Below are 25,010 nucleotides of genomic sequence, written 5' to 3'. Positions count from 1 at the left end.
GCCCGACTGCGCTGACGCGCAGCACGGCTGGCGCATCACCGGCTGGTTGAAGGGCTGGTTGCCGCCCACCTTCATCGATCGGCCTCATCACCTTCATGACGACGCGCGCGTTGAGCTACAGGGAATGGCTGGCCCGCAGCCTTGCGCGGGCCTTGCTGGCCGACGCCAGGCAGCCCGGCGGCACCGCGCCCGATGCGCTGCGTGCGCGGGCCGCCGCGACGCTGGGCGCCGACCCGCCGTGGCTCAAGCCCTTCGCCGAAGCGCTCGGCAATCGCTCGCAAGCCACATGGCGGCGCACCGATCTGCCCGCGCTGGCGAAGGCGATCCACGACATGCCCGAGCTGGACCTCGCCTTCGCGCAGGACGATCTGCCCCGCGTCCGGCGAATCATCCTGCGACCTGCGGAGATGCTGCCGCGGCCGATGGGCCTGGACCACTTCGCTTTGCCGCACGTTCCCACGCTGTCCGAACTCGCGCAGTGGCTTGAGCTTGATCCCGAGCGCCTGGCATGGCTCACATCGGCGGCACAAGGCTTTCGCGAGCCCGACGCGGCCGGTGCGCGCCCCGCCTCCCACTACCGCTACCAGTTGCAGCCCAAGCGCCTCGGCGGCCTTCGTCTGCTGGAGATCCCAAAGGCCGACCTGAAGCGCGTGCAGCGCCGCATCCTCGACGACCTGCTGCAGCACGTGCCCGTGCACGAAGCGGCGCACGGCTTCGTGCAGGGCCGCTCTGTCGCCAGCCACGCGGCCGCGCATGCCGGCAAGGAGGTGGTGATCGGCTTCGACCTGTGCGATTTCTTTGCTAGCGTTCGCGCCTCGCGCGTGCACGCGACGTGGCGCACGCTGGGCTACCCCGAGGGCGTGGCGCGCGCCCTCACCGCGCTGTGCACGCACCGCACCGACAGCGCGGTGGTGGAACGGCTGCGTGACGACGGTGGCCTCGACTGGCTGGGCGCCAGGCGCCTGGCTGCACCGCATCTGCCGCAAGGCTCGCCGTGTTCGCCCGCGCTCGCGAACCTCTGCGCCTTCCGGCTCGACCTGCGGCTCGAAGGGCTGGCGTGGGTCTTCGGTGCCACCTACACGCGCTATGCCGACGACCTCGTGTTCTCGGGACCCGCATCGCTGCGCAGCCAGTTCACGGCGTTGAGGGCCTGGGTCGGCGGCATCGCGGCCGATGAAGGCTTCACGCTCCATCCGCGCAAGGTGCGCTGCATGCCGCAACACCGCCAGCAACGCGTGACCGGCGTGGTCGTCAACCAGAAGGCGAATGCGCCGCGCGAAGACTTCGACCGGCTGAAAGCCGTGCTGCATCAATGCGTGCTACACGGCCCCACGGGCCAGAACCGCGCAAGGGTGAGTGACTTTCGCGGCCACCTGCTGGGCCACATCGCGTGGATCGGGCAGTTCAACCACGGCCGCAAGGTCCGGCTGATGCGCCTGTTCGACCGCATCGAATGGCCGCAGGTGACGACGCACATGACGACGCAGATAACGCCGCACACGACGCAACCACCCTCATGAAATAGAGGTGGCAAGGCTTGCTCCGTCTGCGTAAAGCGCTACATTTTTGGAAACAACGGAGATCACTGCCATGAACGACATCCGGTTTGCACCCGACGAGCTCTCCACCCTGCGCAAGCACGGCATCGTGCTGTTCGCAGACCGCGTGATCTTCGATGCGCAGCCGCCGATGCCGGCGCAGCAGATCGCGGCCGTGCAGGCGCTGTGCGCGGGGCCCCTGCCCGAGGCACTGGTCGCGCTGTGGCAGCAGACGTCGGGTGGCCGGCTCGACTACGACCTGACGCTCGAGATGAACGGCAACATCGAGGCCATCAGCTGGACGGAATTGTTCTGGGACGGCAGCGACGGCTACCACGACCTGCAGGGCTGGATCGAGCACGAGCAGGAGCTGGCCGAAGACGCCGCCGACGAAAGCGGCACGCCGTGGAGCGGCAAGCTCACGCACCTGCCGTTCGGCGGCTTCGAGTACACCGACCGCATCTACGCGGTGGTCGAGCCCGGCGCCGAACACGGCCACATCGTCGCGTGGAAGAAGGGCCTGCCGCCCGCCTGGACGCATGCCTTGCACGAAGACGGCGTGACCACCGTCGCGACCGACCTGCACGGCGCCTTCGCGGCACTGCACCTCGAAGAAGATCCGCTGGCCCCGGCGGGCGACTACTTCTCGGGGCAGACCTTGCTCGAATACCTCGACGACCGGCACCAGGACCACGGACTGGACCTCGACCTGATGGACAAGCTGGTCGCCTTCTATTCCCGCGCCGTGCTCGACTGGCGCACACCGCTGGCCGAGGCCACGCTGCGCCATCGACCAGCTCTTGCGCGCGTGGCGCTGCGCCATGCGATTGCCACTGACGACGCGGCGCTGATCGTGCAGCTCGCGGCCGCCGGCGTGAGTTTCGAGGGGCCGGTGCATGGCAGCGCGCTCGCAACCGACATCGCCGTCGGGCACGGCGCCTTTGCCACCGCCGCGGCGCTGGTGCGCGCGGGCGCGCCGGTGGCGGCGGATGCGCTGCGCAACATCGACGGACAAATCGCCCCCGAACTCACCAGCGCGCTGCTGGCCAACGGCGCCGAGCCCAATGTCGCGGCCATCGTGAAGTGCGCCGCCTGCGGCGCACCCGCGAGCGCGCACCTGATCGCGGACGCCTGCGCACAGGCGGGCATCGATGTGCCGCCGGCCTTCGTGGCGGACCGCGATGCCATGCTGCTCGAACTGGAAACCTCGCTCGCGAAGATGGCCGATGGCAAGCACGGCCACTACCTGGGGCAAGAAGGGCTCGCCGAGCGCATCGAGCACCTGCAGACCTTCAGGCTCTGAGGCGCGCCGACGGCGGCGCCTACATGCGCCGCCGTACTCAAGCGCCGTACCCTGCCGCCGTCTTCAGCCCCCGTACAGCCAGGGCTGGTCGAGCAGCTTCGGGCCGAGCATGCGCATCGCCATGTCGCGGCCCAGGCGCACGGCGCCCGTGGCGTGGAAGATTTCGCCGTTGCGGCGCGCCTTCGCCTGCACCCGCGCGTTGCGCGCCCATCGCACGTCGGCATAGCGCGAAAAGGCGGCCGGCACTTCGGCCGCGCTGCCGTGGCCGAGTGCGTCGGCCAGCGCCAACGCGTCTTCGATCGCCATGCCGGCGCCTTGCGCCAGGTAAGGAACCATCGGATGCGCCGCATCGCCCACCAGCGCGACGCGCTCGTGCGCCATGTCGGCAGCACTGGCAACGGGGGCGCGGTCGCTGAGCGTCCAGGCACGCCAGCCGGGCATGGCGTCGAGCAAGGTCTGCAGGCCGGCGCAGCTGCGGCCCATGGCCTGCTTCAGGGCGGCGATGCTGCTGGTCTGGTCCCAGTCGCGCGCATCGCCGGCTGGTGCGGATTCGGCGATGACCACCACGTTGAGCCAGTCGCCGCCGCGCACCGGGTACGCCACCGCATGCAGGCGCGGACCGAGCCACACGTCGACCTGCGTGCGGCGCAATGCCGCGGGCAATTTCGATTGCTCGACCAGCGCCCGCCAAGCCGTGTGGCCGGTCATGCGTGGCGACTCGGCGGCCGAGGCCGCATCGAGCTGCCGCCGCGCAATGCTCCAGAGGCCATCGGCGCCAACGAGCGCCTCGCCCTCCCAAGCGCGCGCGTCGGTGCTGGACACGCACACGAGGTCGTCGCTGGTTTCGATCTGCCCGATGTGCGCGCCGATGACCAGCGTGCCGCCGCCGCACGCGCGCACCGCATCAAGCAGCAGCCCATGAAGGTCGGCACGGTGAACACAGAAGTAAGGCGCGCCGTAGCGCTGCTGCATGGCATCGCCGAGCGGCAGGCGGGCCAGCTGCGCACCGTTACTGGCGCTGTGGACCACGAGCGCGTCGGGGCGCGCGGCGATGGCGGCCAGGCCCGGGCCCAGGTCGAGTTGCTGGAGGCGCCGCGTGGCGTTGGGGCCGAGCTGCACGCCGGCACCGATTTCGCCGAAGGCGGCGGCCTGTTCGAACACGTCGGCCCGGTGCCGGTTCCGGGAAAGCGCCAGCGCCGTGGCCAGCCCCCCGATGCCGCCCCCGGCGACGAGGATGTGCGCGGGCATCGGTCTCAGAGGCTGTTCGTGGACGACAGCGTGCTGTGCGGGCTGGTGGCCTTGTCGGCTTCCGGTTTGAAGGGTGTCTTGGGGGCGCAGCTTCCGCAGGTGTCGCAGGAGCCGCAGCCCGAGGTCTTGGCGAGCGAAGCCGCCAGTTGGTCGGCACGTTGCTGGTCGACCAGCCCGGCGCGGTGCGTGCCGGCCGCGAGCTTGTGCGCCGCGCTGCGCCGCCAGCCTGCGGGCATCCAGCGCCAGACCGCGTAGAACGCGGCCGCCGCGACGATCAATCCAACGATCAGTTGCTGTGCCATTTCTTCTTCAAACCTTTCGTTGCGGGTTTTAACCTGCTCCGAGTGCCAGTGCAACGCGGTAGGTGATGAAGCACGCCGCGTAGGCCAGCGCGAACAGGTAGCCCGCCATGATCCACACGTACTTCCACGACCCGGTTTCGCGCTTGACGGCCGCCAGCGTCGAGATGCACTGCGGCGCGAACACGTACCAGACCAGCAACGACAGCGCGGTGGCCAGCGACCAGCTCCCGGCGATCAGTGGCTCGAGCGCGCCCGCCACGTCCTCGCCGGTGGCCGAGAGCGCGTACACCGTGCCCAGCGCACCGACTGCCACTTCGCGTGCAGCCATGCCGGGCACCAGCGCGATCGAGATCTGCCAGTTGAAGCCGATGGGCGCGAAGATGTGTTCGAGGCCCCGGCCGATCATGCCGGCCAGGCTGTACTGGATGGCCGCGCCGGTCGCGCCCTCGGGTGGCGACGGGAAGGTCGACAGGAACCACAGCAGGATCGTGAGCGTGAGGATGATCGTGCCCACACGCTGGATGAAGATCCACGCCCGCTCGTACAGCCCCAGCGCAAGGTTGCGTGGGTTGGGCCAGCGGTAGGCCGGCAGTTCCATCATCAGCGGCGAATGCTGCGCGTTGTCGCGAAAGCGCTTCATCACCCAGGCCACGGCCATCGCCGAGACGATGCCGAACACGTACAGCGCGAACAGCACCACGCCCTGCAGGTTGAACACGCCGCCCACGGTGCGCGCCGGAATGAAGGCGGCGATGAGCAGCGCATACACCGGCAGCCGCGCCGAACAGGTCATGAGCGGCGCGATCATGATGGTCGTGATGCGGTCGCGCCAGTTGCTGATGGTGCGCGTGGCCATCACGCCCGGAATGGCGCAGGCAAAGCTCGACAGCAGCGGAATGAAGGAGCGGCCCGACAGACCCACGGTGCCCATCACGCGGTCGAGCAGGAAGGCGGCGCGCGGCAGGTAGCCGGAGTCTTCGAGCGCGAGGATGAAGAGGAAAAGAATCAGGATCTGCGGCAGGAAGACGATCACGCCGCCCACGCCCGCGATCACGCCGTCGACCAGCAGGCTCTGCAGCATGCCTTCGGCCATGTGCGCCTTGAGCACACCGCCAAGCGCCTCGGTGCCGGCCTTGATGGCGTCCATCGGCACGGTGGCCCAGCTGAACACGGCCTGGAACATGAGGAACATGGTGACGGCCAGCACCAGCATGCCCCACAGCGGGTGCATCACGACACGGTCGATGCGGTCGCTGGTGGCCAGGCTGCCGACCGGCTCGGTCACCGCCAGGCCGAGGATGCGGCGCACCTCGCGCTGCGTGGCGAGCACGTCGTCGAGCCCGGGCGCCTGCCAGGGCTGCGGCGAAGCGGCGGCCACGGGCTTGTCGAGTGCGACGAGCAGGCTCTGCGCGCCACCGGTGTGCACGCCGACGGTCTCGACCACCGGCAGGCCCAGTTCGCGCGACAGCACGGCGGTGTCGACCACGATGCCCTGCTTGCGGGCCATGTCGGTCATGTTGAGCGCCACCACCATCGGCAGGCCGAGCTTCTTCGCTTCGAGCACCAGCCGCAGGTTCAGGCGCAGGTTGGTGGCGTCGGTCACGCACACCAGCAGGTCGGGCAAGGCTTCCTGGCTCTGGCCGGTGACGATGTCGCGGGTGACGGCCTCGTCGGCGCTGAGCGCGTTCAGGCTGTAGGCGCCCGGCAGGTCGAGCACGAAGACGCGGCGACCGGAGGGCGTGCGCAGCGTGCCTTCCTTGCGCTCGACGGTCACGCCGGCGTAGTTGGCGACCTTCTGGCGGCTGCCGGTGAGCAGGTTGAAGAGCGCGGTCTTTCCGCAGTTGGGGTTGCCCAGCAGCGCAATGCGGCCCGGCTGCGCGGTGGCGGCAAAACCGCCGGGGCCCTGGATGACGGCCTCAACCATGGTTTGCGGCCCCCGGCGTCACGTGGATGAGCGCGGCCTCGTGGCGGCGCAGCGCGAAGGTGGTGTGGCCCAGGCGAACCGCCAGCGGCTCGCGTCCGGGAATGCCGCTGGCCACGATACGCACCGCTTCGCCCGGCACGAAGCCGATTTCGGTCAGGCGCAGCACGAGTTCGCGGTCGTCGGCGCTCTCGGGGCGAGCGACGTCGAGCACGGTGGCCCACTGGTTGTCGGGAAGCTGGTCGAGGTGCAGGACGGCGGATGCCGGCGCTGCGCCGTTGTCATTGGTGTGCACGGTGAGAGTGCGCCCTGTATATCGGCGCGCCAAGTAAGCAATACCCGAATGCTAGCAATTCTCACTCGCGAAAACCTGACCACGGCTCAAAAAGGGCTCTGCAAGGTCGGAAACACTGCGGAACCAGCCTGGCCGGGCCGCAGGTGTTGCCCCGGCGCGAAGCGACACGCGGTGCGCGCAGGCTGGGGGCGGGCCTAGTTCAAGCCGAGCATGCCGCGCAGTTTGGACAGGTCTTCGGCCAGCGTGTTCACCCGGCCGGCCAGCATCTTGCGGTCGCGCTCGGTGAGCTTCGAGTACGTCTCGAAGCCGCCGTCGGCCGTCTTGTACTTGGCCAGGGTGTCGAACACGACCTTGAAGTTGGCGTCGGTCTTGTCCGAAAAGGCCTTGTTTTCTTTCACGACCAGCGGGCGCAGCAACTCGACGATCTTGTAGGCGCCCTCGAAGTTCGACTGGAAGTCCCACAGGTCGGTGTGGCTGTAGCGGTTCTCTTCGCCCGAAATCTTGGTGGCCGCCACCTCTTCCATCAGCACGGCGGCGCCGCCCACCACCTTCTCGGGCGGGAAGGTCAGCGCGACCAGGCGCTTTTGCAGTTCGAGCACCTCGGCCAGCAGCTTGTCGGCCACAGGGTTCAGCTCCTTGGTGCTCTTTTGCACCCACAGGCCGTACTCGATGCGGTGGAAACCGCCGAAGGCCGGGTCTTTCTCGGCCTTCTCGTGGTCGTCGGCTCGCGAGTCGATCGACTTGTCGAGGTCGTTGAACAGTTCGGCCACCGGCTCGATGCGTTCGTAGCTGGTGCGCGTCGGCGCGTACAGCTTTTTCGCCTTCTCGATGTCGCCGGCCTTCACCGCAGCGGTGAAGGCGCGCGTGTCCGTCGCCAGTTTGCGCACGTTCTCGGCCACGTAGATCTTGTAGTCGGAGATCGGTCCGACCAGTTCGAGCGGCGACACGGCGGCCTGCGCGCCCATGGCATAGAGCCCGGCGAAGCCTGCAACGAAAGTGGCGAGGAAGTGGCGGCGGAACTGCACGGTCATGGATCTCCTGGTTCTAGCGGTGGTGAAAAAACTTGTGTCTCTGAAGGCGCGGCTTCAGGCCGCCATCAGGCTGCGCCCCAGCCAGTCGCGCTCGTCCTGCACGCCCGGCAGCGTGAAGAAGAAGCCGCCACCGATGGGCTTGATGTATTCCTCGAGCGGCTCGCCATCCAGGCGCGTCTGCACCGCGATGAAGCCCTTTTCAAGGTCGGCCTGGTAGCAGATGAAAAGCAGCCCCATTTCGAGCTGGCCCGACTTGGTAACGCCATTCGAGTAGTTGAAGGGCCGGCGCAAGATCAGGTTCGCGTCCGATGCCTTCGTGCGCGGATTCGCCAGGCGGATGTGCGCGTCCATCGGCGTGGCCTTGCCCTCGGGGTCCTTGGTGTAGTCGGGCACGTCGTGCTCCGTCTTGCCGCTGTCCATCGGCGCGCCGGTGGGCTTCAGGCGGCCCATGATGGCCTCCTGCTCCTGCAGCGGCGTGCGGTCCCAGCGCTCGACGAAGTTGCGGATGATCCGCACCGCCTGGTAGCTGCCGCCCACGGCCCAGGCCGGCTCGTCGCCGCCCGGCTGCACCCACACGATGTGGTCCATGAGCTTGTTGTCGGCCGAATCGGGGTTGGCCGAACCGTCGCGAAAACCCAGGAAGTTGCGCGCGCTCTCGGCCGGCTTGCCGGGCACCGCCGGAATCGGCGGCACGGTGCCCTCTTGCTTCCAGTGCAGCACCAGCAGGTCGGGCGTGTTCTTGATGATGTCGCGCAGCGCGTGGATGTTGGCGTCGGGCGTGTTGGCGCAGAACTGGATCGACAGGTCGCCGTGGCACAACGCCGCATCGAGCGCGTCGTTGGGGTGGCGCTGCATCTGGTTGAGCCGCACGGGCTTCTTCTTCGCGAGGCCGAAGCGTTCGTCGAACAGCGAAGGGCCGACCGACACCGTCACCGTCAGCCCATCGGGCTGCACCACCGGGCCGAGGATGCCGGAGCCGGCGGGCGGCAGCTTGGGGTCCGGGTCGGTCTGCGGGCCACCCTGCGTCAGAAAGGCGATGCGGTCGGTGAGCGTACGGAACAGCCGCTCCAGGTCGGCGCGGTTCTCGGCCAGCACATAGAACGACGCGACCATGCCGGCCGTCGGGCGCGGCGTGACGATGCCCGCCTGGTGCTTGCCACGGAAGGGCACGCGGTCTTGCGTGTGGCTGCTCTGCGGCGCGTCGGTGACTTGCGCACCGGCATCGGGGGCATTGGGCGAGCCCGCAGGTGCGACGGCCGCATGGGCCGAGGCCGCGAGGCCGGCAAAGGCGACACCTGCTGCGCCAAGCATGCGGCGGCGGTGCGGCGAAGCGGGTTGCCCGGATGCGGGCGCGGATTCGTGGATCGGCTTTTCCATGGGAGCTCTCTTCTTCAACTCATTCGAGGCCGAGCGCGGCATTGACCTTGCCGAGCTCGTCGGCCAGCGCGCGCACCGCGTCTGCAATGGCCTTTCTCTGTGCTTCGTCGAGCGGCGTGGCCTTGAAGCCCTCGCCTTCGCGGTACGGCGCCAGCGCGGCGTCGAAGGCCGCGAAGCGCTCGTCCACGCTCTTTTGCAGCGCGGGCGCGGCCTTGACCAGCAGCGGCTGCAGCAACTCCGAAATCTTCCTGGTGCCTTCGAGCGTGCCCTGCAGGTTCACCAGTTCGGCATGGCCGTAGTGGTCTTCATCGCCGGCCGGCAGGTTGTCTGCCACGCGGCGCAGCAGCTTGGACGCGGAACCCGCCAGGCGTTCGGGCGGCATGTTGAGCCCGCGCAGGCGTTCCTTGAGCACGCCGATGTCGGCCACCAGCCGATCGGCCACGGGCGCCAGGCCCTTGACGTCGTTCTGGCTGTAGAGCGCGTACTCGATGCGATGGAAGCCGGTGAAGCCGGGGTCGGCCTCGCGCTTCTCGAAATAATCGGCGCGCGCGTTGATGCGCGTGTCGAGATCGGCGAACAACTCGGCCATCGGCTCGATGCGCTTGTAGGACTGATGGGCCGGCGCATAGAGCGCGCGGGCCTGTTGCAGGTCACCGGCCTTGACGGCGTCGGCCAGGCCGCGCACCGCGTCTTCCAGCGTGCCGGCTTCGAGGCGCAGGAACACCTGGTACTCGGCCAGCGCACCCACATAGTTGACCAGCGAGGGCCGCGCCTCTTCGGCCTTCGAGGCCGCCGACGGCGTCACGTGCAGCTTGCCGCGCGGATTGCTCAACAGCCCGCAGGTGATGGCGAAATCGCCCGGCGACAGCTTGACCGTCATGGTCTGCGAGAAGCCCGGCGCGATGTTCTCGCGCTCTTCCACCACCATCACGCCGTCGAGAATTTCCCACTCGAGCGCGCGGTTCGACTTGTTGACGATGGTGAAGGTGGTGCGCCCCGCCGGCACGGTGATCTCGTTGGGTTCGCAGGCGTTGCCCTGGATCGTGACGGTGACGGCGTTGTCGGCCGTCTTGGCCGGCGCCTTCTTGGCCTCGTTCGAGGCGTACCAGAAGGCCGCGAGCCCGGCGACGACCAGCAGCGCCGAAACGGCCACCGCCACACGCATGAGGCTGGAAGAAGAAGACGACGTTTTCGGTTCGGGAGATGAAGAAGAGGACATTGCAGGTTTCAGCGCGCAGGCGCCGCGCGAGGCGTCATCGCCGGAGGCGAGCGCAGGAAGAAGAACAGGGCGACAGCCAGGAAGGCCAGGTAGACGATGACCTCGCCCACCACCGGCGCGGCCTGGTAGCCCAGCAGGCCCGAGAGCACGGCGCCCACGGGGCTGTCCATCGGCAGCGTGTCGCTCATGTCGAACACCACCGTCTGCAGGTGGTTCCACACGCCGCCTTCGTGCAGCTTGCGCAGCACACCGGCCAGCAGGCCCGCGGCCACCAGAAGAATGAACAGGCCCGTGTAGCGGAAGAAGCGCCGCAGATCGAGCCGCACACCCCCCGAATAAAGGCCCCAGCCGAGCGCCACCGACACCGCGATGCCGGCGAGCGCGCCCACGGGCGCTTCCCAGCCACTGCTCTGCTGGAACACGGCCAGCAGGAAGAACACCGACTCCAGCCCTTCGCGCGCCACGGCCAGGAAGACCATGCCGATCAGCGCCCAGCCCTGCCCGTCCGCGCCCTTGGTGAGCGCCTTGTCGATGGAGGCCTGCAGTTCGCCCTTGATGGAGCGTGCGGCCTTGCGCATCCAGAACACCATCGAGGTCAGCATGACCACCGCGATCAGCCCGACCACACCCTCGAACAGCTCCTGCTGCTTCTGCGGAAACTCGGCCGCCAGCAGTTGCAGGCCCGCGCCCGCGAACAGCGACAGCGCGGCGGCCAGCAGCACGCCGACCCACACCGCGGGCATCAGCGCGCCGCGTCCGCTTTGCTTGAGGTAGCTGGCAACGATGCCGACGATCAGCGCGGCTTCGATGCCTTCGCGCAGCATGATGAGAAAGGGGATGAGCATCGGCTTCGGAATTCAGGGCAGAAAAAGCCCCCGGAGCCGGCAGGTCAGCAACGCTCGACGCTGGCTCCACGGAGGAGCGATCGAGCATAACCCATCAAATAAGATCCATTCTCATTTGTGGGCTTTTATGGCCAAATGGTAATGATTGCTCGGCCTCAGGCGCCGAGTTCGACGATGCGCGCACTGACGGCGTCGCCGTCGATCAACAGCTCGGCCACCGCGATGGGCAGCTTGAACCGGCGCGGGCCCGCGCTGCCCGGATTGACGTACAGAACGCCATCGCGCTCCTCGATCTTCGGCTTGTGCGAATGGCCCGAGACCACCACGCGGACACCGGCTGCCTGCGGGTCGATGTCGAGTTGAGCCAGGTCATGAATGGCGTAGAGCTGCACGCCGCCGAAGGTGACAAGCTCGGTCTCGGCAATGCCCTCGGCCCAAGGTTCGCGGTCGTTGTTGCCACGCACGACGGTCAGCGGCGCGATGGCCGCGAGCGCTTGCAGGATGCCGACGTTGCCGATGTCGCCACCATGGACGATGAAGTCGCTGCCTTGCAGGAACGCGAGCGCCTCGGGCCGCAAGAGGCCATGCGTGTCGGAGATGAGGCAGATGCGAAGCATGAGGCGAAAGTGATTCTCGCAAACCCCAAGGCAGCCGATTCAACCGTCCGGGCATGCCAAAGGCCAAGGCATGATCGGCGCCATGCCCGAGGACACCACCCCACAGATGCCCGCCGTCGAGACACCCAAAGAGATGCCGACCCTGCCACCTCCGCCCGCCGCCGTGCCACGCGCAAGCCTGTGGCGCTGGATCGCCGGCGGCCTGCGCACCGCCCTGCTGCGCACACCCGGTATCGATGCCACGCCCGCCCCCTGGCAACTGCTGTTGCTCGTGCTGCTGCCCGAGCTTCTGTGGGCCGGCATCAGTCGCCTCCAGGTGGAAGGCCCCGCGCAACTCAATGCACTCGCGGCCCTCAATCCGCTCTGGACGCTGGGGCTGCTGGCATGGCTCGGCTGGTGCGCGCTCTCCGGCAGGGCCGCAAGCGGTGGACTGGCGCGCTGGTTCGCGCTCGCCACCTGGGCCATGCTCCCGGGCAATCTGCTGCTCACCTTGCTGTATGTGGGTTATTCGCGCGGCTGGCTGCCCTCGATGCTCGCCAGCACCACGGGCTACTGGATCATCTTCGGCACCGCCTGCGCGTGGATCGTGATCGCGCTGGCGCGATTCACGGCGCGCGAAGTCGGCTCACGCTGGCGGGTCACCCTCTTCGTGCCAGCGTTCGTGGCGATGCTGGCCTTGGGCTTCTGGCAACTGATCAACAGCGAAGAGCGCGTGTGGTCGCCCGACGCCAGTGCGGCATCCGCTGAGCCCGAACGGCCGCGCCTGAAGCTGACCCAGGAGGTCTTCGAGCAGCAACAGGCGCTGTGGGACCGCACGGTGAACGGCATTGCCGGCCGCCGCGCGGGCCAGCCCAATGTCTACGCGCTGGTGTTCGCTCCTTATGCATCCGAAGACGTGTTCCTGCGCGAGAGCCGCATGGTCACCCAACTGCTCGAAGACCGCTTCGACGCCAAGGGCCATGTGCTGCACCTGATGAACCACGCCACCACGACCGACACGCTGCCCTGGGCCACGCCACTCAACCTGGAGCGGGCGGTAGCAGCGCTGGCCCAGCGCATGGACCGCGACAACGACCTGCTGGTGGTCTACCTCACCTCGCACGGTGCGCGCGACCACAAGCTGGCCGCCGCGCACTGGCCCCTGTCGGTGCCCTGGCTCACGCCCGAGGAACTGCGCACGGCCCTCGACGGCGCGGGCATCCGCAACCGCGTCGTGGCGGTGTCGGCCTGCTATTCGGGTGGATGGATCGAGCCGATGGCGGACGACCACACGCTGGTGATGACAGCCGCCGACGCCACCCACACCTCGTACGGCTGCGGGCGCCTGTCGGAGCTGACCTTCTTCGGCCGCGCGATGTTCAACGAGGAACTGCGCAAGACCCATTCCTTCGAGACCGCCTTTGCAGCGGCCGTGCCGCTGATCCGCGAACGCGAGATCGAGGCCGGCAAGGACGATGGATTTTCCAATCCGCAGATCAGCGTCGGCGAGAAGATCCGACCGCTGCTCGATCGACTTGCACAGCGGCTCGATGCCGCCGGCAAGTAAGGATCGACCGACTGGCGCTCAGGCCGTCAGCAGCTGGCGCAGCACGAACGGCAGGATGCCGCCGTGCTTGTAGTAGTCGACCTCGATCGGCGTGTCGATGCGCAGGCGCACCGTCACCTCCTGGTGCGAGCCATCGGGACGGTGCACGACCAGCTTGACGTCCATCTGCGGCTTGAGTTCGCTGCCGATCACCACGTCGATCTGCTCTTCACCCGTCAGGCCCAGCGTCTGCCATGAATCAGCGCCGCGGAACTGCAGCGGCAGCACGCCCATGCCGACCAGGTTGGCGCGGTGGATGCGCTCGAAGCTGCGCGCCACCACGGCCTTGATGCCCAGCAGCTGCGTGCCCTTGGCGGCCCAGTCGCGCGAGGAGCCCGTGCCGTACTCTTCGCCGCCGAACACCACCGTGGGGGTGCCCGCTTCCATGTACTTCATGGCGGCGTCGTAGATGAACATTTTCTGGTTGCCCGGCTGGAACAGCGTGACGCCGCCCTCTTCCTGCGTGCCGTTGGCGTCCGGCGGAATCATCAGGTTCTTGATGCGCACGTTGGCAAAGGTGCCGCGCATCATCACGTCGTGGTTGCCGCGCCGCGAGCCGTAGCTGTTGAAGTCGGCCTTGGCCACGCCGTGCGCCTTGAGCCAGATGCCCGCGGGCGAGCTTTCCTTGATCGAGCCGGCCGGCGAGATGTGGTCGGTGGTGATCGAGTCACCGAACAGCGCCATGATGCGCGCGCCCTTGACGCCCGCGTCCGACGCATGCGGCTTCATCTTGAAGCCCTCGAAGAACGGCGGCTCGGCGATGTAGGTCGAGGTCGGCCAGTCGTAGACCTGGCCGTTCGTGCCCTTGATGCTCGTCCAGAACTTGCCCGGATCGGTCTTGACCTTGTCGTAGTTCGCGCGGAACGACTTGGCGTTCATCGCAAAGCGCAGGTTGTCGTCGATCTCCTTCGGCGTCGGCCAGATGTCGCCCAGGTACACGTCCTTGCCGTTCTTGCCCTTGCCCACGGGCTCGGTCATGAGGTCGGTCATGACATTGCCCGCGATCGCGAAGGCCACCACCAGCGGCGGCGAGGCCAGGAAGTTGGCCTTCAGGTTCGGGTGGATGCGCGCCTCGAAGTTGCGGTTGCCCGAGAGCACGGCCGCGCCGATCAGGTCGTTCTTGGTGATCGCTTCGTTGATCTCGGGCGTCAGGTCGCCGGCATTGCCGATGCAGGTGGTGCAGCCGTAGCCGGCCAGGTAGAAGCCGAGCTTTTCGAGGTACGGCAGCAGGCCGGCCTTCTCGAGGTATTCGGTCACGATGCGCGAACCCGGGGCCAGCGAGGTCTTCACGTGCGGCTTGACCGTCAGGCCCGCCTCGACGGCCTTCTTGGCCAGCAGGCCGGCGGCCAGCATCACGCTCGGGTTCGAGGTGTTGGTGCACGAGGTGATGGCGGCGATCAGCACGTCGCCATTGCCGATGCTCACCTCGCCCTTGGGGGCCGAAGGCGCGGTGGCGCTCACGTGCGCTGCGGCCTTGGTCGAGCGGTTGGCCACCATCTCGACCACGTCGAGCGGTGCGCCCGCGGGCGGCGGCGCGGCCTCTTCGTCGTCGCCCTTGCCGGCCGTGACCAGCGGGTAGCGCAGCTTGAGCTTGTCGGCCGGCTGGTTGAAGCCGTTGGCGTCGTTGGGCTTGCTGTAGAGCTCGGAGAACTTGGTGGAAAGATCGCCGAGATTGATGCGGTCCTGCGGCCGCTTCGGGCCCGCGAGGCTGGGCGACACGGTGCCCAGGTCGAGCTTGACGATCTTGGTGTAGTCGATCTCGCCCGGGGCGGGCATGCCGAACAGGCCCTGCGCCTTGTAGTAGGCCTCGAAGCGCTCGACCTCTTCCTTGGTGCGGCCGGTGCCTTCGAAGTAGGCCACGGTCATTTCGTCGACCGGGAAGAAGCCCATGGTCGCGCCGTATTCGGGCGCCATGTTGCCAATGGTCGCGCGGTCGGGCACGGCGATCGATGCGGCGCCGGGGCCAAAGAATTCGACGAACTTGCCCACCACCTTCTCGGCCCGCAGGATGGACGTGACGTACAGCACCAGGTCGGTGGCCGTCACGCCTTCGCGCAGCTTGCCGGTGAGCTCGAAGCCCACCACGTCGGGCGTGAGCATGTAGACCGGCTGGCCCAGCATGGCGGCCTCGGCTTCGATGCCGCCCACGCCCCAGCCGACCACGCCGATGCCGTTGATCATGGTGGTGTGGCTGTCGGTGCCGACCAGCGAGTCGGGGTAGTAGGTCGGCTTGTCAGCCTTGTCGTTCGGGCTCTTGTAGACGCCGCGCGCAAAGTATTCGAGGTTGACCTGGTGCACGATGCCGAAGCCCGGCGGCACGACACGGAAGGTGTCGAAGGCCTGCATGCCCCACTTCATGAACTGGTAGCGCTCGTTGTTGCGCTGGAACTCCAGCTTCATGTTCAGGTCGAGCGCCTTGGGCGTGCCGTAGTAGTCGACCATCACCGAGTGGTCGACCACCAGATCGACGGGCACCAGCGGCTCGATGGTCTTGGGCGACTTGCCCAGCTTGGCGGCCACGCTGCGCATGGCGGCCAGGTCGGCCAGCAGCGGAACGCCGGTGAAATCCTGCAGCACCACGCGGGTGACGACGAAGGGAATTTCGTCGGTGCGCTCGGCGTTGGGCGCCCAGTGGGCCAGCTCTTCGACGTGCTTGGCCGAGACCTTCTGCCCATCGCAATTGCGCAGCACCGATTCGAGCACGATGCGGATCGAGACAGGCAGGCGCTCGATGGTGGGGTATTGCTTGGCCAGTTCCTTCAGCGACCAGTATTTGCCGGACTTGCCCGATGCGGTCTTGAAGGTCTTGAGGGTGGTCGCAAAGGCGTGCGCCGGTGCTTTGGCCATAGAGGAACTCCTGTTTGTTCGTGGAAGCGCCTCAAGGATAGCGGGGATCAATGACCGTGGCTTGCCCCCAGTCTTCGCGTACTGCGTGTCGCGCGGGCCTTTTCTTCCCTCTGCCGAGGACGGCACCGGGGGCCCGGCCAGGCCGGTTCCCCGGTGTTACCTGAACGGAGCGCAAGGTCTTTCACGCCATTGCCATGTTCGCGTTGTGGCGGGTGCGGCGCAGGCCGGTCCATTGCAATTCCGCCAGCACCACCACGCAGATCACCTGCGCCAGCGCCCAGGCCACGCCCAGCGCCGTGATCGTGAACATGCCGCTGACCAGCAGCGCGATGCAGGCGACGGCCCAACCGAAGTTGCCCGCGACCACGAGGCCGATCAGCATGCGCGGCGGGGTGCGGCGGCTGGCCATGAAGGCGGCAGCGGCCGCATACGCCAGCAGGAACACACCCGTGCCCATCAGCAGCGCAGCCGGCAACCCGGTCAGTGCGGCCAGGGCGTCGGTGAACGCCACCTGCAACGCACCGGTCGCGGCGCACGACGCAGCGTCGGCCCACATGACGTTGGGCAGAAAACGGGGGGAGGCAAAGACGGACATGTGAATCTCCTTGGGGGTACGCGGCAAGCCAGTCCTGCTGCGTTGGAGCCAATGATTCCGTCGGGTGGGCATCGCGTCGATGACCTGGGAGGTCATGGCGCCGCGGCGCCGCCGCGCCAGAATGCGGGCCATGAACACCACCCGCACCCACTCGTCCAAGGCCACCCAGCCCGGCGCGCGCGATCCGTTCGGCGCACACCTGCGGCACTGGCGCACCCACCGTCGCCTGAGCCAGCTCGATCTGGCGCAGGAGGCCGAAGTCTCGACGCGCCACCTGAGCTACGTGGAAACCGGCCGCGCCGCGCCCAGCCGGGAAATGGTGTTGCGGCTGGCCGAGCGCCTGGAGGTGCCGCTGCGCGAACGCAATGCGCTGCTGGTGGCGGCCGGCTTTGCGCCGATGTACCGGCAGCGTTCGCTCGACGACCCCGCGATGGCCGCGGCGCGGCGCGCGGTGGACCTGGTGCTGAAAGGCCACGAGCTTTTTCCCGCGCTGGCGGTCGACCGCCACTGGAACCTGGTGGCGCACAACGCGCTGGTGCCCTTGCTGATGGAAGGCGCTGCGCCCGAGTTGCTGCAAGCGCCCATCAACGTACTGCGCCTGAGCCTGCACCCCGACGGCGTGGCACCGCGCATCGCCAATCTCGCGCAATGGCGCAGCCATCTGCTCGAACGGCTGCAGCAACAGATCGCCGCCACCGGCGACGCGGTGCTGCAGTCGCTGCACGACGAACTGGCGGCTTACCCCGCGCCCGCCGTGAGCCACGACGCACCCGCCATCGACACCGCACTGTCGGCCGTGGCCGTGCCCTTCCAGGTGGTCATGCCGAGCGGCGTGCTGAGCTTCATCAGCACCATCACGATCTTCGGCACGCCGGTCGACGTCACCTTGCAGGAACTGGCGGTGGAGTCGTTCTTTCCGGCCGATGAGCAGACGGCGGCGGCGTTGACTGCGCTGGCGGCGGCGGCGCAGCAGGCCGGCTGAAGTTCGCGCCGCTATCCGTCGGCCAGCGTGACTGGCTTCGCCTAACGCCGCTTCGGTGGCTGCCCCGCAGGCGCGGCCGGTGCTGCAGCTGCCGGCACCGCGGCGGGGTCTCTCCAGCCGTACTCGACATACCGGCGAATGATCAGGCAGCCCGGCGGCGAATCGATCAGCGAGACCGACGAGGTCGGCTCCTTGTCGTCGGTGTAGACGGCGTAGATCGGCAGCAGCCGCGTCATCCTGTAGTTCTTCAATTCCTGCTCGGCAACGCTCGCGCAGGTGAACGGCGCGACCGAGATGCGCTCGGCCGATACGGTACAGGCCCCGGTGTCATCAGGAATGGCGGTGATCGACGCAGCCACGCCGGCATTCGGAAACTCCATGCCGATCAGCGAGAACATCGGTCCGGCATCGGGGCGCTTGCGGTCCCAGTCGAGCAGCACGTCGTGGCTGCGGCTTCCCTGCACGGTGAGCGTCGCCAGCCGCGTGATGGCAGGCAGGCAGCGCTTGACGCCTACGCTGGTGGCCGCGCGCGTGAGCGTGTCCTGCGGCACGGCGGGGGGTGCCTGCGGCACGAGTACGCCTTGTGCGAATGCCGCGCCGGTGGCGGCAAGGGTCGCCGCAACGAGCCACAGTCTTCCGAGTCGTTGTGTCGTTGTCTTCATCGTGGATCTCGAGCGCAGAGGTTTTCGAAAGCGGCGGTGTAGATGCGCACGTTCTCGTCGCTTTCCGGGTCGAGCGTGGCAATGAAGCGGCGCGCACGTTCGCGGTAGGAGGCAAGGTTTTCGTCGTGCGTCGCAAAGGCCTGTTGCAGCGCGCGCCCGCCCTCTTCGCAATCGAAGTCGTGATAGCGGTAGCCGCAATCGCCGATCAGGTGAGAGTTGTGGATCAGTGGGTAGCCGCCGTAGAGGGCCTCGTAATAGAGGTAGTTCTGGCCGTTCTCCCAGTGGTGGCTGACCACCGCGTCGACGTTGAACGCCATCACCTGCCAGGTGGGGAAGCGCCCCTCGAAGGTGCTCAGCCCGTGGCGAACGATGTCCAGGCTGTTGGCAAATCCGTTGAAGACCGGGTGGTCCTTCATGTGGAAGGTGTTGTACGCGTAGACGTGTTCGAGCAGGTCGGGGTTGGCGCGGTGCGCAACCTCGCAGCACAGCAGCGGAATGTGGCTGGTCTTCACCATGCAGATGTTGGGCTCGAACATCGCGACGCGCCAGCGCCTGCGGCCAGGCTGGTAGTCGAAACGATGGCCTTCGGGCAGCCCGGCGGCGGCGCGGTCCAGCACCAGCGGGCTCCACAGGTGCGGCACCATGCGCACCGGCGCCCGGAAGCCGCTCGCGAAATAAGGCACGCAGGTGGCCTCGTATTCGGGAATCGTCCAGATCTCGTCGTAGGGTGCGCCAGTCAGCAAGAGGCCGTGCGGCTTGTCGAACACCATGCGCTCGATGTCGATCACGTAGTCGTTCCCCACGCGCATCGACACGATCTTGCCGCCGCGCTCGCGGAACGCCACCATCCAGTCGCGGCCCAGTTGCGCGCTCATCTCGACCATCACGTCGAGCTCTTGCGCCGCTTGCGTCATGTCGATCAGGGGCACTGGCGAATCGGCCAGGAAGTTCGCGTCTTCAGGCGAGCCGTCGCCACCGCCCGTCACCAGGAACGCCTGGCTCACGAGCGGCGAGCGCAGCAGCAGCATGACGAAGAACAGGCAGTTCTGATAGATGCCGTTTTCCCAGAGCGATTGCTCGCCCTTGCGCACGAGGATGGAAACGCCAACTTTCAATTGCTTCATGCCGTCACGCCCGTCGGGTTTTTCGCCTGCAGATCGAGCAGGAGCCGTGCATAGGCCTCGGTGTTCGCGGCGTTGAAAGGATCGACGGCGTCGAACACCTGCCGCGACCGTTGCCGGTAGTCGGCCAGCCGCGCGTCATGTTCGCTGGCCGCAAGTCGAAGCTGCCTGCCACCTTCGGCTGCTTCGAAGCCGGGGTAGTAATAGCCTGCGCCAAAGCCATGCAGCCAGGGCGAGTTGTGCACCAGCGGGTAGTCGCCGTAGAGCGCATCGAGGTAGCTGTAGTTCTGGTCGTTGGTCCACTGGTGCGACACCACCGCGTCGGCGCTCTGGACCATGAAGCCCACGATGTCGTGCCTGCCCAGGAACAGTGCCTTGTGCTGCTTCACCAGGTCCAGCTGGTTCGCGAAGTACAGCATCGTCGGATGGTCCTTCATGTGCAGCGTGTTGAGCACGTTCATCATCGCGACGCTGCCCGGTTCGGCGCGGTAGGCCTCGTCGCAGGCCAGCATCGAGATGCTCGACGTCTTGGCCACCGACACGTTGGGCTCGAAGATCGCCACGCGCAGGCCGGCACGCTCCACGCCCGCCTGCCAGCCGAAGCGATAGCCCAGCTGCGTGACCTCGGCAATGCGCTGCTCGAGGAACTGCGGATGCCACAGATACGGCACGACGCGCACCGGGCAGCGATGCAGCACGCGCTGGAAGCTCGCGAAGGTCTGGTACTCGGGCAGCAGCCAGATTTCGTCGCAGCGATCGGGGCGGGAGAAAAGACCGGGCTTGTCGAACACGGCCGGCTCGATCAGGGCCGCATACGGCTGCCCGGCGCAGTAGTACACGACCTTCTTGCCGCGCGCGCGCTGCAGGGACAGCCATTGCGGATCGAGGGCACCGGCCATCTCGATGATCACGTCGACTTCGTCGGTGGCTTCGTGCGCGCGCATCAGCCGCATTCCGAGGGCGTTCAGGTCGACCTGCGCGGGCATGACCTGCTGGTCGCCCACATCGATCAACACCACCGATTGCACGAAGGGCAGTTGCTGGAACAGGCGCGCGAGAAACACGACGTTCTGCCCGAGGCCGTTCTCCCAGATGCTCTGTCCCGCGCGGGTGATGACGGAAATGCCTATGCGCATATGAAATGTAGGTCTTGAAAAGCAAACTGGCCCCCGCGTCCGAGGGCGCGGGAGCCAGCAGGTTACCCGATCCGGTGACCGGATCAGTGGCGGCAAATGCCGATTACTTCCACTTCCAGCCGATACCGGCGTTGATGCCCCACTCCTTGCCCGTGGTCGACAGACCCGCGCCCCAGGACATCTTGCCGTCGTCGGACAGCGCCTTGAAGGTCAGCGCCACGGCGCTGTAGCCCTTGTACGAGCCCAGGCCCACGCCCACCGTCTTCTCGCCCGGGTACAGCGTCGGCAGGTAGGTGCCCGACATCGCAAAGGCCATGGCCGAGCCCGAGTAGGCAATGCGTGCCACCTCGTTCACCTGGCCTTGCACCTGGTTCAACTGCCCGACGTTGACCGCGTCACCCGGCAAGATGCCCGGCGCCACGTTGCTGATGCGCGTGCCGCCCGCGGCCTGGCCTGCACCCAGCGTGATCTGGTTGTAGTTGACCGACCCATCCGGGTTGGTCGCGTACTGCACGCTGCTGGCCTTCGAGGCCGCAGACGCCGCCTTCAACTGCGCCACGTTGGTCGCGTCGCTGTCGGCCGAGCCCGCTGCCACGCCGGTGATCTGGCGGAACTGGTTGGTGTTGGCATCGCCCACCGACACCGCGGCCTGCGTGCTGGTGGTCGCTGCGATGGCTGCCTGCTGCTCCGCCGTCGCATTGCCCGGCACGTAGCCGGCCACGCCCGCAGCCCTGGAAGCCACCGAGCCCGCGCCCAGTGCCACGCCACCACTTTGCTGCACCACCGCACCGAAGCCGATGGCCGTGCCCTTGGAGATGTTCTGCGCCTGGCTCAGCACTGTGCCGCCCGCATCGGCGTTGTCGCCCAGCGCCACGCCACCGCCACCCGCACGCGAGTTGACACCGATGGCCTGCGAGCCGGTCGCAAGTGCGCCCGAACCGATCGCGATGGCATTGGCCCCCGTCGCCTGGGCGCCGAAGCCGATCGCCACCGCGCCGTCGGCCGTGGCCTTCGCGCCGTTGCCTGCGGCGAAGGAGTTGGCACCGCTGGCCACCGACTGCGGTCCGATCGCCACCGAATCCTGCCCAGTGGCGCTGGAGTCCGGAGCCGTCGAGTTGGCGTGGAAGTACTTCGCACCCTTGGTGTTGATGTCGTTGACCGCCGTGCTCAGGCTGCTGACGTTGCTGGTGGCCGTGCTCAGGCCGGTGGACAGGCTGCCGATGCTGCTGGTCGCGGTGCTCAGGCCGGACGAAGTCGACGTCGACAGGCTGTTGATGCTGCTCGTTGCAGTGCTCAGGCCGGTCGAAGTCGAGGTCGACAAGCTGCTGATGCTGCTCGTCGCCGTGCTCAGACCCGTCGAGGTCGACGTCGACAGGCTGCTGATCCCCGTGGAAGTCGAGGTCGACAGGCTGCTGATGCTGCTGGTCGCCGTGCTCAGGCCCGTCGAGGTCGAGGTCGACAGGCTGGCGATGCCGCTCGTCGTCGTGCTCAGCGCGGTGGACAGGCTGCCGATGCTGCTCGTTGCCGTGCTCAGGCCGGTGGATGTCGACGTTGAGAGGCTGTCGATGCTGCTGGTTGCGGTGCTCAGGCCGGTCGAGGTCGAAGTCGACAGGCTGCTGATGCTGCTGGTCGCAGTGCTCAGACCCGTCGAAGTCGAGGTCGACAGGCTGCCGATGCTGCTCGTCGCCGTGCTCAAACCGGTCGACGTCGAAGTCGACAGGCTGCTGATGCCGGTCGAGGTCGAGGTCGACAAGCTGCTGATGCTGCTCGTCGCCGTGCTCAGGCCGGTAGACGTCGAGGTCGACAGGCTGTCGATGCTGCTCGTCGCGGTACTCAGACCGGTGGAGGTCGACGTCGACAGGCTGCTGATGCTGCTGGTCGCCGTGCTCAGGCCGGTAGACGTCGATGTCGACAAGCTGCTGATGCTGCTCGTCGCAGTGCTCAAGCCGGTAGACGTCGAGGTCGACAGGCTGTCGATGCTGCTCGTCGCCGTGCTCAGGCCCGTCGATGTCGAGGTCGACAAGCTGCTGATGCTGCTGGTCGCCGTGCTCAGACCCGTCGAGGTCGAGGTCGACAGGCTGCTGATCCCGGTGGAGGTCGAAGTCGACAGGCTGCTGATGCTGCTGGTCGCCGTGCTCAAGCCGGTGGAGGTCGAGGTCGACAGGCTGTCGATGCTGCTGGTCGCGGTGCTCAGGCCGGTAGACGTCGAAGTCGACAGGCTGCTGATACTGCTGGTCGCCGTGCTCAAGCCGGTAGACGTCGACGTCGACAGGCTACCGATGCTGCTCGTCGCCGTGCTCAAGCCGGTCGAGGTTGAAGTCGACAGGCTGCTGATCCCGGTCGATGTCGAGGTCGACAAGCTGCTGATGCTGCTCGTCGCCGTGCTCAGGCCCGTCGAGGTCGAGGTCGACAGGCTGCTGATACTGCTCGTCGCCGTGCTCAAGCCCGTAGAGGTCGATGTCGACAGGCTGCTGATGCTGCTGGTCGCCGTGCTCAGACCGGTCGAGGCCGACGTCGACAGGCTGTCGATGCTGCTCGTCGTCGTGCTCAGGGCCGTGGACAGGCTGCCGATGCTGCTGGTCGCCGTGCTCAGGCCCGTCGAAGTCGAGGTCGACAGGCTGTTGATGCTGCTCGTTGCCGTGCTCAGACCCGTCGAGGTCGACGTCGACAGGCTGCTGATTCCGGTCGACGTCGAGGTCGACAAGCTGCTGATGCTGCTCGTTGCCGTGCTCAGGCCGGTGGATGTCGATGTCGACAGGCTGCTGATGCTGCTCGTCGCCGTGCTCAGGCCAGTGGACGTCGAGGTCGACAGGCTGTCGATGCTGCTGGTCGCGGTGCTCAGGCCCGTCGAGGTCGAGGTCGACAGGCTGCTGATGCTGCTGGTCGCCGTGCTCAGACCTGTAGACGTCGAAGTCGACAGGCTGCTGATGCCGGTCGACGTCGAGGTCGACAAGCTGCTGATGCTGCTGGTCGCCGTGCTCAGGCCCGTGGAGGTCGAGGTCGACAGGCTGCCGATGCTGCTCGTCGCGGTACTCAGACCCGTGGAGGTCGAAGTCGACAGGCTGCTGATCCCGGTGGACGTCGAGGTCGACAAGCTGCTGATACTGCTCGTCGCCGTGCTCAGGCCGGTCGAAGTCGACGTCGACAGGCTGCTGATCCCCGTAGAAGTCGAGGTCGACAGGCTGCTGATGCTGCTCGTCGCTGTGCTCAGACCCGTCGAGGTGGAGGTCGACAGGCTGCCGATGCTGCTCGTCGCGGTGCTCAGGCCCGTAGAGGTCGAAGTCGACAAGCTGCTGATGCTGCTGGTCGCCGTGCTCAAACCCGTCGAGGTCGAGGTCGACAGACTGCTGATCCCGGTGGAGGTCGATGTCGACAGGCTGCTGATGCTGCTGGTCGCCGTGCTCAGACCCGTCGAGGTCGAGGTCGACAGGCTGCTGATCCCGGTCGACGTCGAGGTCGACAAACTACTGATGCTGCTCGTTGCCGTGCTCAGACCGGTGGACGTCGAGGTCGACAGGCTGCCGATGCTGCTGGTCGCCGTGCTCAAGCCGGTCGAGGTCGAAGTCGACAGGCTGCTGATGCCGGTCGACGTCGAGGTCGACAAGCTGCTGATGCTGCTCGTTGCCGTGCTCAGGCCAGTAGACGTCGAAGTCGACAGGCTGCTGATTCCGGTGGAGGTCGAAGTCGACAAGCTGCCGATGCTGCTCGTCGCCGTGCTCAGGCCCGTAGAGGTCGAGGTCGACAGGCTGTCGATGCTGCTGGTCGCGGTGCTCAGGCCCGTAGACGTCGAAGTCGACAGGCTGCTGATCCCGGTGGAAGTCGAGGTCGACAAGCTGCTGATGCTGCTCGTCGCCGTGCTCAGGCCCGTCGAACTCGACGTCGACAGGCTGGCAACGCTGCTGTTGGTGGTGCTCAGGCCGGTGGACAGGCTCGTGATGCCATTGGAGAACGTCGTCGACAGCGAGGTCAACTGGCTGTAGTTCACCGCATCGGTGGGGTTCACGCCTGGCGCGACATTCGTGAGGACCACCGGCGTGGTCGCCCCGACGCCGCCCAGGGTCACCTTCGAATGGGTTGCGTCGTCGTACTGCACCGAGTTGGCCAGTCCGGTCGACAGGCTGCCGATGTTGCTGTTGGCAGTGCTCAGGCCCGTGGACAGGCTGTTGATGCCGCTCGTCGCGGTGCTCAGGCCGGTGGAGGTCGAGGTCGACAGGCTGCTGATGCCGGTGGAAGTCGCAGTCGACAGGCTGCTGATGCTGCTGGTTGCCGTGCTCAGGCCGGTCGAGGTGGACGTAGACAGGCTACCGATGTTGCTCGTCGCCGTGCTCAGGCCGGTGGACGTCGAAGTCGAGAGACTGCTGATCCCGGTGGAGGTCGAGGTCGACA

General features: G+C 67.2%; 18 protein-coding genes and 2 pseudogenes. 4 read left to right on the top strand and 16 right to left on the bottom strand.

What is annotated here, in order from left to right; translation table 11 throughout:
- The first annotated feature begins 95 nt into the window (after positions 1-95).
- Positions 96-1,520: a reverse transcriptase family protein gene (locus BLQ28_RS00595; RefSeq protein ID WP_093236632.1), complete on the top strand. Its 1,425-nt coding sequence runs from the start codon at positions 96-98 to the stop codon at positions 1,518-1,520.
- A 70-nt stretch (positions 1,521-1,590) separates the two neighbouring features.
- Positions 1,591-2,841 carry a periplasmic substrate-binding domain-containing protein gene (locus BLQ28_RS00590; RefSeq protein ID WP_093236631.1) on the top strand — a complete coding sequence of 417 codons (1,251 nt, stop codon included), beginning with the start codon at positions 1,591-1,593 and terminating at the stop codon, positions 2,839-2,841.
- 63 nt (positions 2,842-2,904) lie between these two features.
- Here BLQ28_RS00590 and BLQ28_RS00585 read toward each other — a convergent pair whose 3' ends face one another.
- The 9 genes from BLQ28_RS00585 to BLQ28_RS00545 form a co-directional block, all read right to left on the bottom strand.
- Positions 2,905-4,089, bottom strand: coding sequence for an FAD-dependent monooxygenase (locus BLQ28_RS00585; protein WP_093236630.1), 1,185 nt, complete (start codon positions 4,087-4,089; stop codon positions 2,905-2,907).
- Positions 4,090-4,094: 5 nt separating this feature from the next.
- Positions 4,095-4,391, bottom strand: a complete 297-nt coding sequence (locus tag BLQ28_RS00580) for a DUF6587 family protein (RefSeq protein ID WP_093236629.1) — start codon at positions 4,389-4,391, stop codon at positions 4,095-4,097.
- Positions 4,392-4,419: 28 nt separating this feature from the next.
- Positions 4,420-6,315: a ferrous iron transporter B gene (locus tag BLQ28_RS00575; RefSeq protein WP_093236628.1), complete on the bottom strand. Its 1,896-nt coding sequence runs from the start codon at positions 6,313-6,315 to the stop codon at positions 4,420-4,422.
- The gene (locus BLQ28_RS00570; protein ID WP_093236627.1) at positions 6,308-6,607 is read right to left on the bottom strand and encodes a FeoA family protein; all 300 of its coding nucleotides are present in this window, start codon (positions 6,605-6,607) and stop codon (positions 6,308-6,310) included. Before BLQ28_RS00570 ends, BLQ28_RS00575 begins: the two co-directional genes overlap by 8 nt.
- 194 nt (positions 6,608-6,801) lie before the next feature.
- A complete protein-coding gene (gene efeO / locus BLQ28_RS00565) occupies positions 6,802-7,638 on the bottom strand; it encodes an iron uptake system protein EfeO (protein ID WP_093236626.1) in 837 nt (278 codons plus the stop codon).
- 54 nt (positions 7,639-7,692) lie between these two features.
- Entirely contained in the window at positions 7,693-9,015 is a 1,323-nt protein-coding gene (gene efeB, locus BLQ28_RS00560) for an iron uptake transporter deferrochelatase/peroxidase subunit (RefSeq protein WP_093236625.1), read from the bottom strand.
- Positions 9,016-9,034: 19 nt separating this feature from the next.
- The gene (gene efeO, locus BLQ28_RS00555) at positions 9,035-10,234 is read right to left on the bottom strand and encodes an iron uptake system protein EfeO (RefSeq protein ID WP_093236624.1); all 1,200 of its coding nucleotides are present in this window, start codon (positions 10,232-10,234) and stop codon (positions 9,035-9,037) included.
- 8 nt (positions 10,235-10,242) lie between these two features.
- Positions 10,243-11,079, bottom strand: a complete 837-nt coding sequence (gene efeU, locus BLQ28_RS00550) for an iron uptake transporter permease EfeU (RefSeq protein ID WP_093236623.1) — start codon at positions 11,077-11,079, stop codon at positions 10,243-10,245.
- Between the two features lie 155 nt (positions 11,080-11,234).
- Positions 11,235-11,696: a metallophosphoesterase family protein gene (locus BLQ28_RS00545; RefSeq protein WP_093236622.1), complete on the bottom strand. Its 462-nt coding sequence runs from the start codon at positions 11,694-11,696 to the stop codon at positions 11,235-11,237.
- A gap of 82 nt (positions 11,697-11,778) precedes the next feature.
- On the opposite strand from BLQ28_RS00545, the gene BLQ28_RS00540 reads away from it, so the two are divergent.
- Positions 11,779-13,242, top strand: a complete 1,464-nt coding sequence (locus BLQ28_RS00540; protein ID WP_256327127.1) for a C13 family peptidase — start codon at positions 11,779-11,781, stop codon at positions 13,240-13,242.
- Positions 13,243-13,260: 18 nt separating this feature from the next.
- On the opposite strand, the gene BLQ28_RS00535 is transcribed toward BLQ28_RS00540, so the two are convergent.
- Both BLQ28_RS00535 and BLQ28_RS00530 read right to left on the bottom strand, forming a co-directional pair.
- Positions 13,261-16,128: an aconitate hydratase gene (locus tag BLQ28_RS00535; RefSeq protein ID WP_093236621.1), complete on the bottom strand. Its 2,868-nt coding sequence runs from the start codon at positions 16,126-16,128 to the stop codon at positions 13,261-13,263.
- 181 nt (positions 16,129-16,309) lie between these two features.
- Positions 16,310-16,723, bottom strand: a complete 414-nt coding sequence (locus BLQ28_RS00530) for a hypothetical protein (protein ID WP_093236620.1) — start codon at positions 16,721-16,723, stop codon at positions 16,310-16,312.
- 130 nt (positions 16,724-16,853) lie between these two features.
- On the opposite strand from BLQ28_RS00530, the gene BLQ28_RS00525 reads away from it, so the two are divergent.
- On the top strand, positions 16,854-17,705 hold the full coding sequence (locus BLQ28_RS00525) for a helix-turn-helix domain-containing protein (RefSeq protein WP_093237631.1): 852 nt from the start codon (positions 16,854-16,856) through the stop codon (positions 17,703-17,705).
- A gap of 41 nt (positions 17,706-17,746) precedes the next feature.
- On the opposite strand, the gene BLQ28_RS00520 is transcribed toward BLQ28_RS00525, so the two are convergent.
- From BLQ28_RS00520 to BLQ28_RS00505, 5 genes and pseudogenes are all read right to left on the bottom strand, one after another.
- Complete coding sequence (locus tag BLQ28_RS00520; protein ID WP_093236619.1) at positions 17,747-18,367, bottom strand: hypothetical protein; 621 nt, start codon at positions 18,365-18,367, stop codon at positions 17,747-17,749.
- Positions 18,364-19,491 carry a DUF2827 domain-containing protein gene (locus BLQ28_RS00515; RefSeq protein ID WP_093236618.1) on the bottom strand — a complete coding sequence of 376 codons (1,128 nt, stop codon included), beginning with the start codon at positions 19,489-19,491 and terminating at the stop codon, positions 18,364-18,366. The genes BLQ28_RS00520 and BLQ28_RS00515 overlap by 4 nt, the downstream gene beginning before the upstream one ends.
- The gene (locus tag BLQ28_RS00510) at positions 19,488-20,624 is read right to left on the bottom strand and encodes a DUF2827 domain-containing protein (protein ID WP_093236617.1); all 1,137 of its coding nucleotides are present in this window, start codon (positions 20,622-20,624) and stop codon (positions 19,488-19,490) included. Before BLQ28_RS00510 ends, BLQ28_RS00515 begins: the two co-directional genes overlap by 4 nt.
- 103 nt (positions 20,625-20,727) lie before the next feature.
- Positions 20,728-21,045 (bottom strand): annotated as a pseudogene (locus BLQ28_RS33480) (YadA-like family protein); the annotation flags it as partial.
- Positions 21,046-25,010: pseudogene (locus tag BLQ28_RS00505) on the bottom strand (hemagglutinin); the annotation flags it as partial. It abuts the pseudogene before it with no gap.

This window comes from Variovorax sp. EL159 (assembly GCF_900100965.1).
Taxonomy (GTDB): Bacteria; Pseudomonadota; Gammaproteobacteria; order Burkholderiales; family Burkholderiaceae_C; genus Variovorax.
This window is presented reverse-complemented; position numbering and strand designations above follow the sequence as displayed.

Bases quoted from the DNA above. Each gene is read 5' to 3' on its own strand.
- efeU (WP_093236623.1), bottom strand. From the start codon at position 11,079: ATGCTCATCCCCTTTCTCATCATGCTGCGCGAAGGCATCGAAGCCGCG.
- BLQ28_RS00585 (WP_093236630.1), bottom strand. From the start codon at position 4,089: ATGCCCGCGCACATCCTCGTCGCCGGGGGCGGCATCGGGGGGCTGGCC.
- BLQ28_RS00515 (WP_093236618.1), bottom strand. From the start codon at position 19,491: ATGAAGCAATTGAAAGTTGGCGTTTCCATCCTCGTGCGCAAGGGCGAG.
- BLQ28_RS00530 (WP_093236620.1), bottom strand. From the start codon at position 16,723: ATGTCCGTCTTTGCCTCCCCCCGTTTTCTGCCCAACGTCATGTGGGCC.
- BLQ28_RS00525 (WP_093237631.1), top strand. From the start codon at position 16,854: ATGAACACCACCCGCACCCACTCGTCCAAGGCCACCCAGCCCGGCGCG.
- efeO (WP_093236626.1), bottom strand. From the start codon at position 7,638: ATGACCGTGCAGTTCCGCCGCCACTTCCTCGCCACTTTCGTTGCAGGC.
- BLQ28_RS00595 (WP_093236632.1), top strand. From the start codon at position 96: ATGACGACGCGCGCGTTGAGCTACAGGGAATGGCTGGCCCGCAGCCTT.
- BLQ28_RS00580 (WP_093236629.1), bottom strand. From the start codon at position 4,391: ATGGCACAGCAACTGATCGTTGGATTGATCGTCGCGGCGGCCGCGTTC.
- efeO (WP_093236624.1), bottom strand. From the start codon at position 10,234: ATGTCCTCTTCTTCATCTCCCGAACCGAAAACGTCGTCTTCTTCTTCC.
- BLQ28_RS00535 (WP_093236621.1), bottom strand. From the start codon at position 16,128: ATGGCCAAAGCACCGGCGCACGCCTTTGCGACCACCCTCAAGACCTTC.
- BLQ28_RS00520 (WP_093236619.1), bottom strand. From the start codon at position 18,367: ATGAAGACAACGACACAACGACTCGGAAGACTGTGGCTCGTTGCGGCG.
- BLQ28_RS00510 (WP_093236617.1), bottom strand. From the start codon at position 20,624: ATGCGCATAGGCATTTCCGTCATCACCCGCGCGGGACAGAGCATCTGG.
- BLQ28_RS00575 (WP_093236628.1), bottom strand. From the start codon at position 6,315: ATGGTTGAGGCCGTCATCCAGGGCCCCGGCGGTTTTGCCGCCACCGCG.
- efeB (WP_093236625.1), bottom strand. From the start codon at position 9,015: ATGGAAAAGCCGATCCACGAATCCGCGCCCGCATCCGGGCAACCCGCT.
- BLQ28_RS00540 (WP_256327127.1), top strand. From the start codon at position 11,779: ATGCCCGAGGACACCACCCCACAGATGCCCGCCGTCGAGACACCCAAA.
- BLQ28_RS00590 (WP_093236631.1), top strand. From the start codon at position 1,591: ATGAACGACATCCGGTTTGCACCCGACGAGCTCTCCACCCTGCGCAAG.
- BLQ28_RS00545 (WP_093236622.1), bottom strand. From the start codon at position 11,696: ATGCTTCGCATCTGCCTCATCTCCGACACGCATGGCCTCTTGCGGCCC.